This is a genomic window from Streptomyces sp. NPDC127108, assembly GCF_042677545.1.
GTDB lineage: Bacteria > Actinomycetota > Actinomycetes > Streptomycetales > Streptomycetaceae > Streptomyces.
This window is the reverse complement of sequence record NZ_JBHXTE010000053.1, coordinates 1-15,263: the sequence shown is the minus strand read 5'-3', so window position 1 is coordinate 15,263 and position 15,263 is coordinate 1. Positions and strand designations below refer to the sequence as shown.

The 15,263-nt window shown below is 72.0% G+C and carries 16 protein-coding genes; 13 read left to right on the top strand and 3 right to left on the bottom strand.

The annotated features are described in order from the left end of the window. Positions 1–69 precede the first annotated feature (69 nt). Positions 70–810 (bottom strand): SDR family oxidoreductase, encoded by a 741-nt coding sequence (locus ACFVHO_RS34040; RefSeq protein WP_385723347.1) that lies wholly within the window; start codon positions 808–810, stop codon positions 70–72. 225 nt (positions 811–1,035) lie between these two features. On the opposite strand from ACFVHO_RS34040, the gene ACFVHO_RS34035 reads away from it, so the two are divergent. Further along, positions 1,036–1,644: a dihydrofolate reductase family protein gene (locus ACFVHO_RS34035; protein WP_385723344.1), complete on the top strand. Its 609-nt coding sequence runs from the start codon at positions 1,036–1,038 to the stop codon at positions 1,642–1,644. 103 nt (positions 1,645–1,747) lie between these two features. Then, positions 1,748–2,173, top strand: a complete 426-nt coding sequence (locus ACFVHO_RS34030; RefSeq protein WP_385723341.1) for a ribonuclease domain-containing protein — start codon at positions 1,748–1,750, stop codon at positions 2,171–2,173. Positions 2,174–2,235: 62 nt separating this feature from the next. Here the strand turns inward: ACFVHO_RS34030 and ACFVHO_RS34025 are convergent, their stop codons facing one another. Further along, the gene (locus ACFVHO_RS34025) at positions 2,236–2,442 is read right to left on the bottom strand and encodes a hypothetical protein (RefSeq protein WP_385723338.1); all 207 of its coding nucleotides are present in this window, start codon (positions 2,440–2,442) and stop codon (positions 2,236–2,238) included. Positions 2,443–2,621: 179 nt separating this feature from the next. Between ACFVHO_RS34025 and ACFVHO_RS34020 the strand changes: the two genes are divergently transcribed. From ACFVHO_RS34020 to ACFVHO_RS33995, 6 genes are all read left to right on the top strand, one after another. Further along, complete coding sequence (locus ACFVHO_RS34020) at positions 2,622–3,896, top strand: sensor histidine kinase (RefSeq protein ID WP_385723335.1); 1,275 nt, start codon at positions 2,622–2,624, stop codon at positions 3,894–3,896. A gap of 209 nt (positions 3,897–4,105) precedes the next feature. Beyond that, complete coding sequence (locus ACFVHO_RS34015; protein WP_385723332.1) at positions 4,106–5,200, top strand: hypothetical protein; 1,095 nt, start codon at positions 4,106–4,108, stop codon at positions 5,198–5,200. Then, positions 5,197–6,522: a hypothetical protein gene (locus ACFVHO_RS34010; protein WP_385723330.1), complete on the top strand. Its 1,326-nt coding sequence runs from the start codon at positions 5,197–5,199 to the stop codon at positions 6,520–6,522. Before ACFVHO_RS34015 ends, ACFVHO_RS34010 begins: the two co-directional genes overlap by 4 nt. A 50-nt stretch (positions 6,523–6,572) precedes the next feature. Continuing rightward, positions 6,573–7,241: a response regulator gene (locus ACFVHO_RS34005; protein WP_385723327.1), complete on the top strand. Its 669-nt coding sequence runs from the start codon at positions 6,573–6,575 to the stop codon at positions 7,239–7,241. A 63-nt stretch (positions 7,242–7,304) separates the two neighbouring features. Next, positions 7,305–8,492, top strand: coding sequence for a cytochrome P450 (locus ACFVHO_RS34000; RefSeq protein WP_385723324.1), 1,188 nt, complete (start codon positions 7,305–7,307; stop codon positions 8,490–8,492). A 10-nt stretch (positions 8,493–8,502) separates the two neighbouring features. Beyond that, positions 8,503–8,967, top strand: coding sequence for a PaaI family thioesterase (locus tag ACFVHO_RS33995; protein WP_385723322.1), 465 nt, complete (start codon positions 8,503–8,505; stop codon positions 8,965–8,967). Positions 8,968–9,047: 80 nt separating this feature from the next. On the opposite strand, the gene ACFVHO_RS33990 is transcribed toward ACFVHO_RS33995, so the two are convergent. Continuing rightward, positions 9,048–10,076: a Gfo/Idh/MocA family oxidoreductase gene (locus ACFVHO_RS33990; protein WP_385723319.1), complete on the bottom strand. Its 1,029-nt coding sequence runs from the start codon at positions 10,074–10,076 to the stop codon at positions 9,048–9,050. A gap of 140 nt (positions 10,077–10,216) precedes the next feature. Here ACFVHO_RS33990 and ACFVHO_RS33985 point away from each other — a divergent pair, with 140 nt between their 5' ends. From ACFVHO_RS33985 to ACFVHO_RS33965, 5 genes are all read left to right on the top strand, one after another. Beyond that, complete coding sequence (locus tag ACFVHO_RS33985; RefSeq protein WP_385723473.1) at positions 10,217–10,966, top strand: GntR family transcriptional regulator; 750 nt, start codon at positions 10,217–10,219, stop codon at positions 10,964–10,966. 113 nt (positions 10,967–11,079) lie between these two features. After that, a complete protein-coding gene (locus tag ACFVHO_RS33980; protein ID WP_385723317.1) occupies positions 11,080–12,069 on the top strand; it encodes a sugar ABC transporter substrate-binding protein in 990 nt (329 codons plus the stop codon). Positions 12,070–12,247: 178 nt separating this feature from the next. After that, positions 12,248–13,261 (top strand): sugar ABC transporter substrate-binding protein, encoded by a 1,014-nt coding sequence (locus ACFVHO_RS33975; protein ID WP_385723315.1) that lies wholly within the window; start codon positions 12,248–12,250, stop codon positions 13,259–13,261. Beyond that, positions 13,258–14,328, top strand: coding sequence for an ABC transporter permease (locus ACFVHO_RS33970; protein ID WP_385723312.1), 1,071 nt, complete (start codon positions 13,258–13,260; stop codon positions 14,326–14,328). The genes ACFVHO_RS33975 and ACFVHO_RS33970 overlap by 4 nt, the downstream gene beginning before the upstream one ends. Continuing rightward, positions 14,325–15,173: an ATP-binding cassette domain-containing protein gene (locus tag ACFVHO_RS33965; RefSeq protein WP_385723310.1), complete on the top strand. Its 849-nt coding sequence runs from the start codon at positions 14,325–14,327 to the stop codon at positions 15,171–15,173. Before ACFVHO_RS33970 ends, ACFVHO_RS33965 begins: the two co-directional genes overlap by 4 nt. Positions 15,174–15,263: the final 90 nt, after the last annotated feature.

Here is a 15,263-nt window from a genome sequence, read left to right as displayed (position 1 = left end):
GCGGGGTCCAGGGGGCGCAGCCCCCGGTTTCGGAGAAGGGGCGGGCCTGGGGCGCACCCGCGAGGCCGACTACGCCGCATGCCCCCCGTCCACCGCCCACTCCGCCCCCGTAACGTACGACGCCTCCTCCCCGGCCAGATGGGCCACGATGGAAGCGACCTCCCCGGCGGAGCCGTAGCGGCCGAGGGCCGTCCCGGCGGCCTGGGCGGGGGCGTAGGGCCCGTCCGCGGGGTTCATGTCGGTGTCGATGGGCCCGGGGTGGACGAGGTTCACGGTGATGCCGCGCTCACCGAGCTCACGGGCGAGCGCCTTGGTGAGCCCGACGAGCGCGGCCTTGCTGGTGGCGTACAACGTGCCCCCGGCCCCGGGCACACGCTGCACCATGCAGGAGCCGATGGACACGATGCGCCCACCACGCCGCATCCGCCCGGCGGCGGCCTGGGACGAGAGGAAGACGCCGCGCACGTTCACGGCGAGCACCCGGTCGACATCGGCGAGGGCGAGGTCCCCGATGGGCCCGAGCACCCCCGCGCCGGCGTTGTTGACGAGGATGTCCAGGCCGCCGAGGTCATCGGCGGCGCGCTCGACGGCGCCCGAGGCGTCCCCGGCGTCGGCCGCGTCGGCCCGGATGGCGAACCCGCGCCGCCCCATGGCCTCGATCTTGGCGACGACCTCGCGGGCGGCGTCCTCGCCCTGGACGTAGGTGACGGCCACGTCGGCGCCCTCCTGGGCGAGCCGCAGGGCCGTCGCCGCGCCGATGCCGCGGCTGCCGCCGGTGACCAGAGCCGTCTTGCCGTTCAGAGAAGACATATCCATGCCCATTCGTAGAAGTGCTTGCAGGTTCAACTGCTTCAACGGGTTCCATCAAAGCCGTGGGCACGGGGGACGGCTGGCGGTAAACGGACGGGTAGTCCGAGGGCCCGGGAGACACGGTGGCGCGCCGATGACTTCCGGCGCGGGCGGCGGTCTGAGTAGGTGAGACAGGGGCGAACGCGCCGCGGACGCGGCAGCCGGTCGTCCCGGAGAGGTCACACCATGAAGATCACGCTCACCCAGTTCCTCACGCTCGACGGAGTCATCCAGGCGCCGGGCGGCCCGGAGGAGGACACCAGCGGCGGCTTCACGCACGGCGGCTGGTCGTTCCCCTACGGGGACGAGGACTTCGTCCGGTTCGTCACGGAGGTCTTCGACCGGGCGGACGCCTTTCTGCTCGGGCGCAGGACGTACGACATCTTCGCCTCGTACTGGCCGAGGATGACCGACCCCGCCGACCCCATCGCCTCCCGGCTGAACTCCCTGCCGAAGTACGTCGCCAGCACCACGCTGACCGGCGCCGACTGGCAGGGCGCCGAGGTCATCGGCCGTGAGGACCTGGTCAAGGACGTCACCGCGCTCAAGGAGCGGCCGGGCCGCGAGCTGCAGCTGCACGGCAGCGCCGGGCTCGCGCAGTCCCTCCTGGAGCACGAACTGATCGACACGCTCCATCTGTTGACGTTCCCCGTGGTCCTCGGCACCGGCAAGCGGCTGTTCGCGGAGGGCGGCCTGCCCACCGCGTTCCGGCACGCCGGGGCGCGTACGACGTCCAAGGGCGTCGCCATCAACACGTACGAGCGCGACGGGCGCCCGGAGTACGGGAGTTACTGAGGCGGGGCGTCACTGTGAGGGCTCCGGGGAGGAAGTTAACTTCCGGAAAATTCGATGTACTTGACGTTGACACATCAACCTCTACGCGCGTCATCCTGGGGGCATGCGAATCCCCCCACGGATCATCAGCGTCACTGCCCTCGCCGCCGCCCTGCTCGTCGGCGGCTCCGTCACCGGCACCGCGAACGCCGCGGCCCCCCACACGGTCGCCGCCGTCGCGCCCGCCGGGTTCTCGGCCGCCGCCGTCGGCGAGATCTGCTACTCCGACCTGCCGTCCCAGGCGCACGACACGCTCGAACTGATCGAGCGGGGCGGCCCGTACCCCTACCCGCAGGACGGCACCGTCTTCCAGAACAGGGAAGGCATCCTGCCCAAGCAGAACAACGGCTACTACCACGAGTACACCGTCAAGACCCCCGGCTCCCCGAACCGGGGCGCGCGCCGCATCGTCACCGGTGAGTCCCAGCAGGAGGACTACTACACCGCCGACCACTACCGCTCCTTCGACCTCGTCGACCGCGGCTGCTGACCGCGTGCGGGGCGGGGCCCGGCCGGGCTGAGGCGGGCGCGGGCTGAGGCGCGCGCCCGGGCTCAGCCGAACCTGCGGCTCTCCGCCGCGGCGAAGAGCGCGCACGCGAGCACGATCATCGCGATGCTCAGATACAGCTCGTAGCCGTCGACGAAGGCCAGGCGCTGTACGGCGCCCCACCCGCCGAGCCAGCCGGTGAGCTCGTTCAACAGGCCCACCGCGCCCTGGATCAGCAGGATCACACCGAGGAACTCAAGCAGCTGTTTCATGGCACAACAGCCTCGCCCCGCGGCCCCGCGCGCACATCGGCCGCGGGGCGTGGCCGCGCCCGTCGCAAGGCGCACCCCGGCGCCCGCCCCGTGCGCCCAAAGTCTCGGACGCTCCGACTTTCGTCGATGATCACGTACGGGGGCCGGGTGCGGCGCCGTACGGTGCGTAGATTTGTCGAGTGAAGAGTCGTACGGAGCCCGCGGGCACGGCAGACGTCGGGACCGGGGCGGAGCCCGTGGCCCGCAGGCAGTGGTTCCTGCCCTCGGCGGTCGCCGCGGAGCTCGACCCGGACCGGGCCACCGGCAGGACCGGGCGGTACAAGCGGACCGTGCGCGACTGGCTGGTCGACTTCGCCTGCTTCCTGTTCGCCGTCTTCCTGGGCCTTGTCATCAGCGACGAGGTGCAGCACAACCCCGCCGTCTCCGAGGGCTGGGCCGCGCTCGACCACCTCTTCGGCGCGCTCGCCTGCGCCGCCGTGTGGCTGCGCAGGCGCTGGCCGGTGGGGCTCGCGGTGGCGATGGTCGCCGTCGGCCTGCTGTCGAACACCTCGGGCGGCGCGGCTGTCGTCGCCTACTTCACGCTCGCCGTGCACCGGCCCTGGAAGTACTCCGCGTGGGTCGTCGGCACGTCCGTGGCACTGATGGTGCCCTTCTACTGGTGGCGGCCCGACCCGGACCTGCCCTACGTCCTCTCGATCGTGCTGACCTCGCTGTTCGCCGCGACCACCGTCGCCTGGGGCATGTTCGTCCGCTCCCGGCGCCAGCTCCTGCTCGCCCTGCGCGACCGTGCGCGGCGCGCCGAGAACGAGGCCGCGCTGCGCGCCGAGAAGGCCCAGCAGCTCGCCCGCGAGGCCATCGCCCGCGAGATGCACGACGTCCTCGCCCACCGGCTCACCCTGCTCAGCGTGCACGCGGGCGCCCTGGAGTTCCGGCCCGACGCGCCCCGCGAGGAGATCGCCCGGGCCGCCGGGGTCATCCGCGAGAGCGCGCACGAGGCCCTGCAGGACCTGCGGCAGGTCATCGGCGTCCTGCGCGGCGGGGACGCGGACGCCTCGGGGCGGCCGCAGCCCACCCTCGCCGCCCTCGACACGCTCGTCGCCGAGTCCCGCGAGGCCGGCATGAAGGTCGTCCTCGACCTGCGCGTCCCCGACCCGGACGCGGTGCCCGCCGCGATCGGTCGCACCGCCTACCGCATCGCCCAGGAAGGCCTGACCAACGCCCGCAAGCACGCGCCCGGCGCCGAGGTCACCGTCGTCGTCGCGGGCGCGCCGGGCGAGGGCCTCACCCTGTCCGTGCGCAATCCGCCGCCGCCCGGCGAGGTGCCGGACGTGCCCGGTTCGGGGCAGGGCCTCATCGGGCTGACCGAACGCGCCTCCCTCGCGGGCGGCCGGCTCGGCCACGGCAGCGGATCCGACGGGAGCTTCACCGTCGAGGCCTGGCTGCCATGGGCGTGACCTCGCGGGCAACCTGCTGACTTCGCGTCCGCACACCTTCTGTACGATCAGCCGCCTTACTGAGAGAGGCGGAGATCGTGACGGGGGAGAGCCCAGGGGGCGCGTCCGGCGGTGCGCCGGGGGACATAACGGTGGATAACCGGGCCCAACGGCTGGTACGCGTACGGCGGTTCGTCAGAACGCGGCGAGGGGGAGCGGTCACCGGTCTCGTGGTCGCACTGCTCGCGGGCGGCGTCGGCACCTGGGCCACGGACACCTGGCCCTTCGACGGTCGCGACCGCTACTGCTGGGGCGCGTGGCGGGAGGACAGCGGGCCCGGCATCCTCGGTGACGAGGGCTTCGAGGGCGACGACGACCGCAGCCGTACGTCCACGGGAACCGCGCCGACGTCCCGCGAGCCGCGCGGCCAGTGCCGTCTGTCGGTCACGTCGAGCGACACGTACGACGGTGACAAGGATCAGCAGGACACGACCGTCACGGTGAAGTACGGTCCCGCGCCCCAGTCCGCGGGCCGTCGCGTCACCTGGCTCGGCGGCTACCTCGGCGACCGCGCGATGCCCCTGCCCGACAGGCTTCCCGGCGTCGCCGACGGCAGCCACGGGCTCCTCGTGCTGCCCGAGCGGTGCGACACCCGCGACGGGCGGCCCACCGCCGTCACCCTCGACGCGAGCGAAGCGGCGGAGCCGGACGACGTGCTGGCCGCCGTCCCCAAGCTCGGCGGCTCCCGGGACGTCGCCGAACTCCTCGTGGCCGCCGCCAACAAGGGGATGGAGGCCGCCGGTTGCGCCGACGGCGAACCGCTGCGCGTCAGCGGTCCCGTACCCACGCTGCCGGAACGCGAGGAGAGCTTCCCCGACGGGGCCGTCTGCCGCATCCCCGGCCTCGACATCGAGTCCGACCTCGGCAAGGAGGCCGCGATGCGCCTGCGCTACCAGGTCGGCACGGTCGACGACGACCTGCAGTCCTGCTCGGCCCGGATCGGGCGCTCCGTGCGGCTCGGGGAGCGTGTGGACCAGCCGCTCTTCGACGCCGTGATGGTCCGCCAGCCCCGCATCTCGGCGCTCCTCGACGGCGCGACCGGGACCCGCGCACCCGGGAAGGGCTGGCGAGGCACCGGAACCTTCGCCTCCGACCACGGCGTCGTGCGCGCCGACTGCGCGGGCAGGCCCACGTCCTTCCTGCTGCTCGGCGCGCCTACCGGAACCACCTCCGACTACTTCGCCACGTTCACCAACGCGGTGGCGCGGCGCCTCGGCTGCGCGCCCGTCGCGCCGGCCGCCGACACGGAGGGGAGCGGTCGATGAGTGACGTGGACAAGGGTGAGGGGACCGTGGACAAGGGGACTGCGGACAAGGGGGTTCTGGACGCGGGCGAGGGGGCCGTGACTTCTGCGGAGTCTTCCGCGACGCCTGCGGACACCCCCAAAACCCCCGCGGAATCCAAGGCCGCCACCAGTCCCGACCGGGCGGACAAGCCCCTCGGCGTGCTCGCCGCCGCCATCGCCGCCGCCCCGCCCCCCTGGTGGCACTGGCGCCGTCTCCGTCGCCTCGCCCGCGCCCGTTGGACGCCCGCCGTCGCCGCGGCGCTCGCGGGCGCGCTGCTCGGCGGGACCGTCGTGGCCTGGCAGGCCGACGCGGGGCCCTTCCACGAGGAGCGGGCCTGCTGGGGCGCGCTCGGCGAGGACGACGTCGCGGACCTCTTCCACGGCAAGCGGGACATCGAGTCCTCCGAGGTGGGCGTCAGTTACGACAGCATCTCCTCGGACGGCCCGTCGGGCCTGTGCGAGCTGAAGTCACCGCGCGGGATGCGCGTGCGCGCGCAACTGCACCGGCTCGACGACCGGTTCGGCGGCGCGCGCGACAAGTGGGCCGACGAGTACCTGTCCGCGCGGATGACACCGCTCGGCGGCGGACTGCTCGGCATGGTGTCGGACACGCGCGCGTGGCTCGCGATACCGGAGGGCTGCATCGGGCGGCCCAGCAAGGACGACGGCCCGCTCGTCGTCGACGTGGAGGCGGGCTGGACGGACTACCGCGACGCCGTCGACACCGACGAGCGCGCCCGGCTGGCGCGCGCCGTCGTCAAGCTCGTCAACGGCCACATGGCCGACCGCGGGTGCGACAGTCCCATCGGCGACCCCACGGACCGGCTCGCCGAGCCTCCGCAGTTCACGACGGAGAAGCGGGACGCCGTCTGCGGCGTCAAGGGCCTCGCGGCGCCGGGCAAGAACATCGTCAACCGCTACTACCGGCCGCTCGTCACCAAGGCCTCGAAGGACGCCCCCGTGCGCACCTGCGACCGGGACGTCCTGTTCGGCCACCCGTCGCTGCGGCTGATGACGGTCGAGGACCCCAGGCTCGCGGTGCTCTACAAGGGCCTGTCGTTCGACGGCGGCCGCGAGGTCAGTGCCGTCGGGGACACCAAGAAGGAGTCGCGCGGGCACGGCTTCCTGCGCGAGGACATGGGGCTCTACCAGGCCTCCTGCCAGACCGGCGAGGTCACCTTCCTGATCCGGGCGGACGACGGACGGCGGAGCGCCGACATCCGCAGGCTGCTGCCGCGGTACGTCGCCCTGGAGGCGGAGCGCATCGGCTGCGGCCCGCTGCGCCTGAGGCTCCCGTCGTGACCGGGCCCGGCCGTGCCGAGCGGGCTCGCGATGCTGGTTACGGTAGGCGCATGAATCCGATCAGGCTGCTGCTCGTCGACGACGACCCGCTGGTCCGCGCCGGTCTCTCCTTCATGCTCGGCGGCGCGGACGACATCGAGATCGTGGGGGAGGCGGGCGACGGCAGCGAGGTCGCGGCCCTCGTCGCGGAGGTCAGGCCCGACGTCGTCCTGATGGACATCCGGATGCCGACGATGGACGGGCTCGCCGCCACCGAGGCCCTGCGCAAGCGGCCCGACGCCCCCGAGGTCGTAGTGCTCACCACCTTCCACGCCGACGAGCAGGTGCTGCGGGCGCTGCGGGCCGGGGCCGCCGGGTTCGTCCTGAAGGACACCGCGCCCGCCGAGATCGTGGCGGCGGTACGGGCGGTGGCCGCGGGCGAGCCGGTGCTCTCGCCCAGCGTGACGCAGCAGTTGATCTCGCAGGTGGCCGGGGGCGGGCCCGAACTCGACCGGCGGCGGCGCGCCCTCGACCGGCTCGACGTGCTCGGCGACCGGGAGCGGGAGGTCGCCGTCGCCGTGGGCAAGGGCGCGTCCAACGCGGACATCGCCGCCGAGCTGTACCTGAGCGTGGCCACCGTGAAGGCGCACGTCTCCCGCGTCCTGACCAAGCTCGACCTGAACAACCGCGTGCAGATCGCGCTGTTGGTCCATGACGCGGGGCTGCTCAACGAGGAGTGAGCCGGGGGAACTCGGACCGACCGCCCGCGCGTTGAGGGGGTACGGACACCGAAAGGGACCTGCATGGCGGAGAGCGTCGACCTCGCGGCATACGGCCCCCGATTCACCACCGACCCCTACAGCGTCTACGCCGAACTCCGCGCCCGCGGGCCGGTCCACCGCGTCCGCATCCCACACCGGGACGACGACGCGGACCTCTACCTGATCGTGGGGTACGAGGAGGCGAGGGCGGCCCTCGCCGACCCCCGCCTCGCCAAGTCCTCGGCCACCGTGGGCTTTCAGCTCCCCGAGGAGGAAGTGCTCGGCACCAACCTGCTGATGGCGGACCCGCCCCAGCACACGCGGCTGCGCAAACTCATCGCCCGCGAGTTCACCGCCCGCCGTGTCGAGGCCCTGCGCCCCCGCATCCACGAGATCACCGACGGCCTCCTGGACGCGATGCTCGCCTCGGGGGACCGCGCCGACCTGATCGAGGCCCTCGCCTTCCCGCTGCCCATCACCGTCATCTGCGAACTCATCGGCGTTCCCGACATGGACCGCGCGGAGTTCCGCAGGATGTCGAACGACTGCGTCGCCCCGCCGACCGTGGGGGCGCGGAACAGCGCCCTGGCGGAAATGGCCGCCTATCTGGACGAGTTGATCGAGGCCAAGCGCGCCGCCGCCGCGGATGAGGACCTGCTCGGCGCGCTGATCCGCACGACGGCGGAGGACGGCGACCGTCTCTCGGCGCGTGAGTTGCGCGCGATGGCCTTCCTGCTGCTCGTCGGGGGCCACGAGACGACGGTCGGTCTCATCGCCAACTCCGTGCACGCGCTGCTCACCCACCCCGGTCAGCTGGCCGAGCTGCGCGCCGACATGGGCCTCCTGGACGGCGCCGTCGAGGAGTCCCTGCGCCACGAGGGACCGGTGTCGAACGCGACGTACCGCTTCACCGCCGAGCCCCTCGCGATCGGTGGCACGGTGATCCCGGCGGGCTCGGCCGTCATCGTCTCCCTCGCCGGGGCCGACCGCGACCCGGACCGCTTCCCCGCCCCCGACGACTTCGACATCCACCGCGCCCCGCAGGGCCACGTGGCCTTCGGCCACGGCATCCACTTCTGCCTGGGCGCCCCGCTCGCCCGCATCGAGGGGAAAGTCGCCCTCCGCTCGCTCCTGGAGCGCTGCCCGGACCTCGCCCTGGACGGCACACCGGGGGAGTGGAAGCCGGGAATGCTCATGCGGAGCAGGCGCCATCTGGGCGTCCGATGGTAGAAGTCGCCTCATGACGGAACACGACCAAGAGCACGGCGCGGCGGGAGACCTCGACCCCGCCGCCGCCCTCGATCTCCCCCTGGCCCGCAAGACCCTGGACGCCCAGCCCTTCAGCCGCCTCGTGCGCGCCGAGGTCACGGCGTTCGGGGACGGCGCGGCCACGCTGGAGATCCCCGTACGCGACGAACTCCGCCAGCAGAACGGCTTCGTGCACGGCGGCGTCCTCGCGTACGCCGCAGACAACGGCATCACGTTCGCGGCCGGAACCGTGCTCGGCGCCGCGGTCCTGACGTCCGGCTTCACCATTCAGTACGTACGCCCCGCGACCGGCGCCCGCCTGGTGGCCCGTGCGACGGTGGCGGAGGCGACCCGCCGTCAGGCCGTCGTCCGCTGCGACCTGTTCGCCGTGGCCGACGACGGCACGGAGTCGCTGTGCGCGCTGGCCCAGGGCACGGTCCGCGCCACGTCGACCTGAGCGCCTCGCTGAGCCGCGCCCGCCGTCGTCGTCCGCCGCGAGCGCGGCCTCAGGCCCCGTCGATCTCCGCGAGCGCGGCCTCAGCCCCCGTCGATCTCCGCGAGCCGCACCGGCCGCCGCTCGGCCCGCGACCGCTCGCACGCCTCCGCGATCCGCAGCGCGTGCAGCGCCTCACGGCCGTCGCAGGGGTTGTCCCGCTCGCCGCGCACGACCTCCACGAACGCGGCCAGCTCCGCCTCGTACGCGGGGGCGAAGCGCTCCAGGAAGCCGGGCCACGGCTTGTCGGGCGCGGGCGGTCCGTCCGGCTCCGCCGAGGTGAGCGGGGTGCGGTCGTTCACGCCGACCGCCACCTGGTCGTTCTCGCCCGCGAGTTCCATGCGGACGTCGTAGCCCGCGCCGTTGCAGCGCGTCGCCGTGGCCGTGGCCAGCGTGCCGTCGTCGAGGGTGAGCAGCACCGCGGCCGTGTCGACGTCGCCCGCCTCGCGGAACATCGCGGGTCCGGCGTCGGACCCGACGGCGTACACCTCGACCACCTCGCGGCCCGTCACCCAGCGCAGGATGTCGAAGTCGTGCACCAGGCAGTCGCGGTACAGGCCGCCGGAGAGCGGCAGGTACGCGGCGGGCGGCGGCGCCGGGTCCGACGTCATGGCCCGCACCGTGTGCAGCCGCCCGAGCCGTCCGGCCCGCACCGCCTCGCGCGCCGCCGCGTACCCGGCGTCGAAGCGCCGCTGGAAGCCGAGCTGGAGCACCGTGCCCGCGGCCTCGACCTCTGCGAGCGCGGCGAGGGTGCCGGGCAGGTCGAGGGCGATCGGCTTCTCGCAGAACACCGGCAACCCGGCCCGCGCCGCCCTGCCGATCAGCTCCGCGTGCGCCGAGGTCGCCGCCGTGATCACCAGGGCGTCCACGCCGGGGCCGCCCTCCGTGCCCGGGGCCGACGCGAACAACGCGTCCACCGAGGGCACCGCCTCCGCTCCCACCCGGGCCGCGAGGTCCGCCGCCCGCGCGGCGTCCACGTCCGCGACGACGAGGGAGTCCACCCCCGGATGGCCGACCAGGGCCGCCGAGTGGAAGGTGCCGATACGTCCCGTTCCGATCAGTCCGATGCGCATGGGCACACCTTCGCGAGGCACCCGCGCTCCTGTCAATGGTTTGTCCTGACAACAGAACTTCCGAACTTCCCGTCATCATCTCCCGGGACTACGCTCACCCCGTGACCGATCCAGCCGCGGCCAAAGCCGCCAAACCGGCCGTGGACCCCACGGTGGCCCTGCACCTCGGCGTCGACCGCAGCAGCCCGGTCCCGCTGTACTTCCAGCTGTCGCAGCAGCTGGAGGCGGCGATCGAGCGCGGCGCCCTGACGCCCGGCAGCCTCCTCGGCAACGAGATCGACCTGGCGGGGCGCCTCGGCCTGTCCCGGCCCACCGTCCGCCAGGCCATCCAGTCGCTCGTCGACAAGGGCCTCCTGGTGCGCCGCCGGGGCGTCGGCACCCAGGTCGTGCACAGCCAGGTCAAGCGCCCGCTGGAGCTCAGCAGCCTCTACGACGACCTGGAGGCGGCCGGACAGCGACCCGAGACCCGGGTCCTGAGCAACGTCGTCGAGCCCGCGACCGCCGAGACCGCCGCCGCCCTCGGGGTCGCCGAGGGCAGCGAGGTCCACCTGGTGGAGCGCCTGCGTCTGGCCCACGGCGAGCCGATGGCGTACCTGCGGAACCACATCCCCGCCGGACTGCTCCCGCTCGACACGGAGCGCCTGGAGGCCACCGGGCTCTACCGGCTGATGCGCGCCGCCGGCATCACGCTGCACAGCGCCCGCCAGTCCGTCGGCGCCCGCGCCGCCGGGGCCGACGAGGCCGGTCTGCTCGCCGAGCCCGAGGGCGCGCCGCTGCTCACGATGCGCCGTACGACCTTCGACGACACCGGACGCGCGGTCGAGTTCGGCTCGCACATCTACCGGGCCTCGCGGTACTCCTTCGAGTTCCAACTTCTGGTGCGGCCGTAAGAATGTTCTGACAAAGTCATTGACGTTGGCCCGCTCCCGCCGTTAGAACTCCTCAAGCCGCATCGGCGCGGCCGAAGCCGCGATTCCGCGGCCGGGAGAAGGGCGGACCCCTCATGCGTACAGCCCGCACGGCAGCAGCGCTCCTAGCGGTCATCGCACTCGCGGCAGGGTGCAGCGGCTCCGGGGGCAAGGACGACGAGAGTGACGGGAACGGCGGTGACGGCGGGAAGACGGCCGGCACGCCACGCCTGAAGATCGCGATGGTGACGCACTCCGGTGAGGGCGACACCTTCTGGGACATCGTCCAGAACGGCGCCAAGGAGGCCGCCAGGAAGGACAACGTCGAGTTCCTGTACTCCAACGACAAGGAGGGCAAGGGCCAGGCGGAGCTCGTCCAGACCGCGATCGACAAGAAGGTCGACGGGATCGTCGTGACGCTCGCCAAGCCGGAGGCCATGAAGGCCGTGCTCGGCAAGGCCCGCAAGGCCGGGATACCGGTCGTCACGATCAATTCGGGCGGGGAGTTCTCCACCCGCTTCGGCGCGCTGGGCCACATCGGGCAGGACGAGTCCGTGGCGGGCGAGGCCGTCGGCGACGAACTGGACCGGCGAGGGCGCAAGAAGGCCCTGTGCGTGATCCACGAACAGGGCAACGTCTCGCTGGAGCAGCGCTGTGCGGGTGTGAAGAAGACCTTCGACGGCACGGTGGAGAACCTGAACGTCGACGGCACCAACGCACCCGGCGCCCAGTCGTCGGTGAGCGCCAAGCTGCAGGCCGCCAAGGACATCGACGCGGTCGTCACGCTGGGCGCGCCGATCGCGGCCGTGTCCGTGAAGGCGAAGGAGGACGCGGACAGCGACGCGGAGATCGACACCTTCGACCTCAACGCCGAGGTGGTCAAGCGGCTCAAGGCCGGAGAGGTCGGCTTCGCCGTCGATCAGCAGCCCTACCTCCAGGGCTACCTCGCGATCGACGAGCTGTGGCTGTACAGGTCCAACGCGAATGTGATCGGCGGCGGCAAACCGGTCCTGACCGGTCCGGCGGTGGTGACCAAGAAGGACGTACCGAAGCTGGAGAAGTACACCGCCCGCGGTACCCGATGACCACACGGCTGATCCGTGTGACCGATACTTGGGCGGCCGGGTCCGGGCAGCGGGCCCGGCCGCACCGAAGAGCACAGCAAGCACTGCAAACCAAACCGGCGCCGCGAACGCAAACGTGGACGGCTCCGCGCGCACCGCAGGCACAGCAGACACTGGACAGCAAGAAGGGCACGACGTCGTGGCAAGGGTTCGGACTGGAGTACGTGCGGTGGGTGCCGTGCTTGTGGCGGTGCTCGGGGTGTCCCTGGCGGGATGCAGCAGCACCGGCGGCAAGCGCGCCGAGGACGCCCGCAAGGCGCAGCAGGCACAGGGCAGGGCCGCGGTGAACACGCCGCGCTGGACGTTCGCGATGATCACGCACTCGGGCGACGGCGACACGTTCTGGGACATCGTGCAGAGCGGTGCCAAGCAGGCCGCCGTGAAGGACAACATCAAGTTCCTGTACTCGCACCACGACGAGGCGCAGCAGCAGGCGCAGCTCGTGGACGCCGCCATCGACAAGAAGGTCGACGGCATCATCGTCACGCTGGCCAAGCCGGACGCGATGAAGGCCGCCGTGGCCCGCGCGACGAAGGCCGGGATCCCGGTGGTCACCGTGAACTCGGGCTCGGCGGAGTCCAAGAAGTTCGGCGCCCTGACCCACATCGGCCAGGACGAGACGATCGCGGGCGAGGCCGTCGGCGAGGAGCTGAACAAGCGCGGCAAGAAGAAGGCCCTGTGCGTCCTGCACGAGCAGGGCAACGTCGGCCACGAGCAGCGCTGCGAGGGCGCCAAGAAGACGTTCGACGGCGACATGCAGAACCTGTACGTCGAGGGCACCAACATGCCCGACGTGCAGTCCTCCATCGAGGCCAAGCTCCAGTCCGACAAGGACATCGACGCCGTGGTCACCCTCGGCGCGCCCTTCGCCGACACGGCCGTGAAGGCCAAGGACGGCGCGGGCAGCAAGGCCGAGATCGACACCTTCGACCTCAACGAGAAGGTCGCGGGCGGCCTGAAGTCCGGAACGCTGGGCTTCGCCGTGGACCAGCAGCCCTACCTCCAGGGCTACGAGGCCGTGGACCTGCTGTGGCTCTACAAGTACAACGCCGATGTGCTCGGCGGCGGCAAGCCGGTCCTCACCGGACCGCAGATCATCACCAAGGACCAGGCCGCCGAGCTGGAGGAATACGCGAAGCGGGGGACCCGATGAGCGCGACCGCACCTGCACCCGCACCGTCACCGCAGCGGCCCGAGAAGGCGGTCGACGAGCGGCTCCTGAAGACCTCGCCGCTGAAGAAGTTCCTGGGCCGGCCCGAGCTGGGCTCCGTCGTGGGCGCCGTGGCGGTGTTCCTGTTCTTCGCGATCGTCGCCGACAGCTTCCTGCGCGCGGCGAGCCTCGCCACCGTCCTGTACGCGGCCTCCACGATCGGCATCATGGCGGTGCCGGTGGCGCTGCTCATGATCGGCGGTGAGTTCGACCTGTCGGCGGGCGTCATGGTGACGACGTCCGCGCTGATCTCGTCGATGTTCAGCTACCAGATGACGGCGAACGTCTGGGTCGGCGTGGGCGTGTCCCTGCTCGCGACCCTGGCCATCGGCGTCTTCAACGGCGTGATGCTGATCCGCACGGACCCGCCGAGCTTCATCATCACGCTCGGTACGTTCCTGATGCTCACCGGCGCGAACCTGGGCTTCACCAAGCTGATCAGCGACACCGTCTCCACCAAGTCGATCTCCGACATGGAGGGCTTCTCGTCCGCCAAGGACGTCTTCGCCTCCACCATCACCATCGGCGGCGTCGACTTCAAGATCACCATCGTGTGGTGGCTCGCGATGATCGCGGTCGCCACCTGGGTCCTCCTGCGCACCCGCGCCGGAAACTGGATCTTCGCGGTCGGCGGCGGCGAGCAGGCCGCCCGCGCGGTCGGCGTTCCCGTCGGCAAGACCAAGATCGGCCTGTACATGGGCGTCGCCTTCGGAGCCTGGGTCTCCGGCCAGCACCTGCTCTTCAACTACGACGTCGTGCAGTCCGGCGAGGGCGTCGGCAACGAACTGATCTACATCATCGCGGCCGTCATCGGCGGCTGCCTGATCACCGGCGGCTACGGCTCGGCGGTCGGCGCCGCCGTCGGCGCCCTGATCTTCGGCATGACCAGCAAGGGCATCGTCTACGCCGAGTGGAACCCGGACTGGTTCAAGTTCTTCCTCGGGGCGATGCTGCTCCTCGCGACCCTGCTCAACGCCTGGGTCCGCAAGCGCGCGGAGGCGACGAAATGACCACTGAGGCCGAATCCAAGGAAGACACGGCCCCCGCGGACCGTACGCCGCTGGTCGAGCTCGACGGCGTCAGCAAGTACTACGGCAACATCCGCGCCCTCGAAGGCGTCTCCCTCGAAGTGCACGCCGGGGAGATCTCCTGCGTCCTGGGCGACAACGGCGCGGGCAAGTCGACGCTCATCAAGATCATCGCTGGGCTGCACCAGCACGACGCGGGCACCCTCAGCATCGAGGGCGAGGAGACCAAGCTCTCCAGCCCCCGCGAGGCCCTGGACCGCGGCATCGCGACCGTCTACCAGGACCTGGCCGTCGTCCCGCTGATGCCGGTCTGGCGCAACTTCTTCCTCGGCTCCGAGCCGACGAAGGGCACCGGCCCGTTCAAGCGCCTCGACGTCGACCTGATGCGCCGGACCACGCACGCCGAGCTGCTCCGCATGGGCATCGACCTGCGCGACGTGGACCAGCCCATCGGCACCCTGTCCGGCGGTGAGCGGCAGTGCGTGGCGATCGCCCGCGCCGTGTACTTCGGCGCGAAGGTCCTCGTCCTGGACGAGCCCACCGCGGCGCTCGGCGTGAAGCAGTCCGGCGTCGTCCTCAAGTACGTCGCCGCCGCCCGTGACGCCGGCCTCGGTGTGGTCCTGATCACCCACAACCCGCACCACGCCTACCTGGTCGGCAACCGCTTCGTCCTCCTCAAGCGCGGTGCGATGTCCGGCAGCCATTCCAGGGACGAGATCACCCTGGACGAGCTGACCCGCCAGATGGCGGGCGGCTCCGAGCTGGACGACCTCCGTCACGAACTGGAGCGGGCCCCGGAGCCTGACATCGGGGCCGGCGCCCCGTAGGCCCGGCCGGGCCCCGTAAGGGGCGCGGGGAACTGCGCGCTCAGCGCGAGAACAGCCGCAGACGCGTCTGCCGAGCACCCGGCAGACGCG

Bases quoted from the DNA above. Each gene is read 5' to 3' on its own strand.
- ACFVHO_RS33965 (WP_385723310.1), top strand. From the start codon at position 14,325: ATGACCACTGAGGCCGAATCCAAGGAAGACACGGCCCCCGCGGACCGT.
- ACFVHO_RS33995 (WP_385723322.1), top strand. From the start codon at position 8,503: ATGACGGAACACGACCAAGAGCACGGCGCGGCGGGAGACCTCGACCCC.
- ACFVHO_RS34030 (WP_385723341.1), top strand. From the start codon at position 1,748: ATGCGAATCCCCCCACGGATCATCAGCGTCACTGCCCTCGCCGCCGCC.
- ACFVHO_RS34040 (WP_385723347.1), bottom strand. From the start codon at position 810: ATGTCTTCTCTGAACGGCAAGACGGCTCTGGTCACCGGCGGCAGCCGC.
- ACFVHO_RS34005 (WP_385723327.1), top strand. From the start codon at position 6,573: ATGAATCCGATCAGGCTGCTGCTCGTCGACGACGACCCGCTGGTCCGC.
- ACFVHO_RS33970 (WP_385723312.1), top strand. From the start codon at position 13,258: ATGAGCGCGACCGCACCTGCACCCGCACCGTCACCGCAGCGGCCCGAG.
- ACFVHO_RS33990 (WP_385723319.1), bottom strand. From the start codon at position 10,076: ATGCGCATCGGACTGATCGGAACGGGACGTATCGGCACCTTCCACTCG.
- ACFVHO_RS33980 (WP_385723317.1), top strand. From the start codon at position 11,080: ATGCGTACAGCCCGCACGGCAGCAGCGCTCCTAGCGGTCATCGCACTC.
- ACFVHO_RS34000 (WP_385723324.1), top strand. From the start codon at position 7,305: ATGGCGGAGAGCGTCGACCTCGCGGCATACGGCCCCCGATTCACCACC.
- ACFVHO_RS34035 (WP_385723344.1), top strand. From the start codon at position 1,036: ATGAAGATCACGCTCACCCAGTTCCTCACGCTCGACGGAGTCATCCAG.
- ACFVHO_RS34010 (WP_385723330.1), top strand. From the start codon at position 5,197: ATGAGTGACGTGGACAAGGGTGAGGGGACCGTGGACAAGGGGACTGCG.
- ACFVHO_RS34025 (WP_385723338.1), bottom strand. From the start codon at position 2,442: ATGAAACAGCTGCTTGAGTTCCTCGGTGTGATCCTGCTGATCCAGGGC.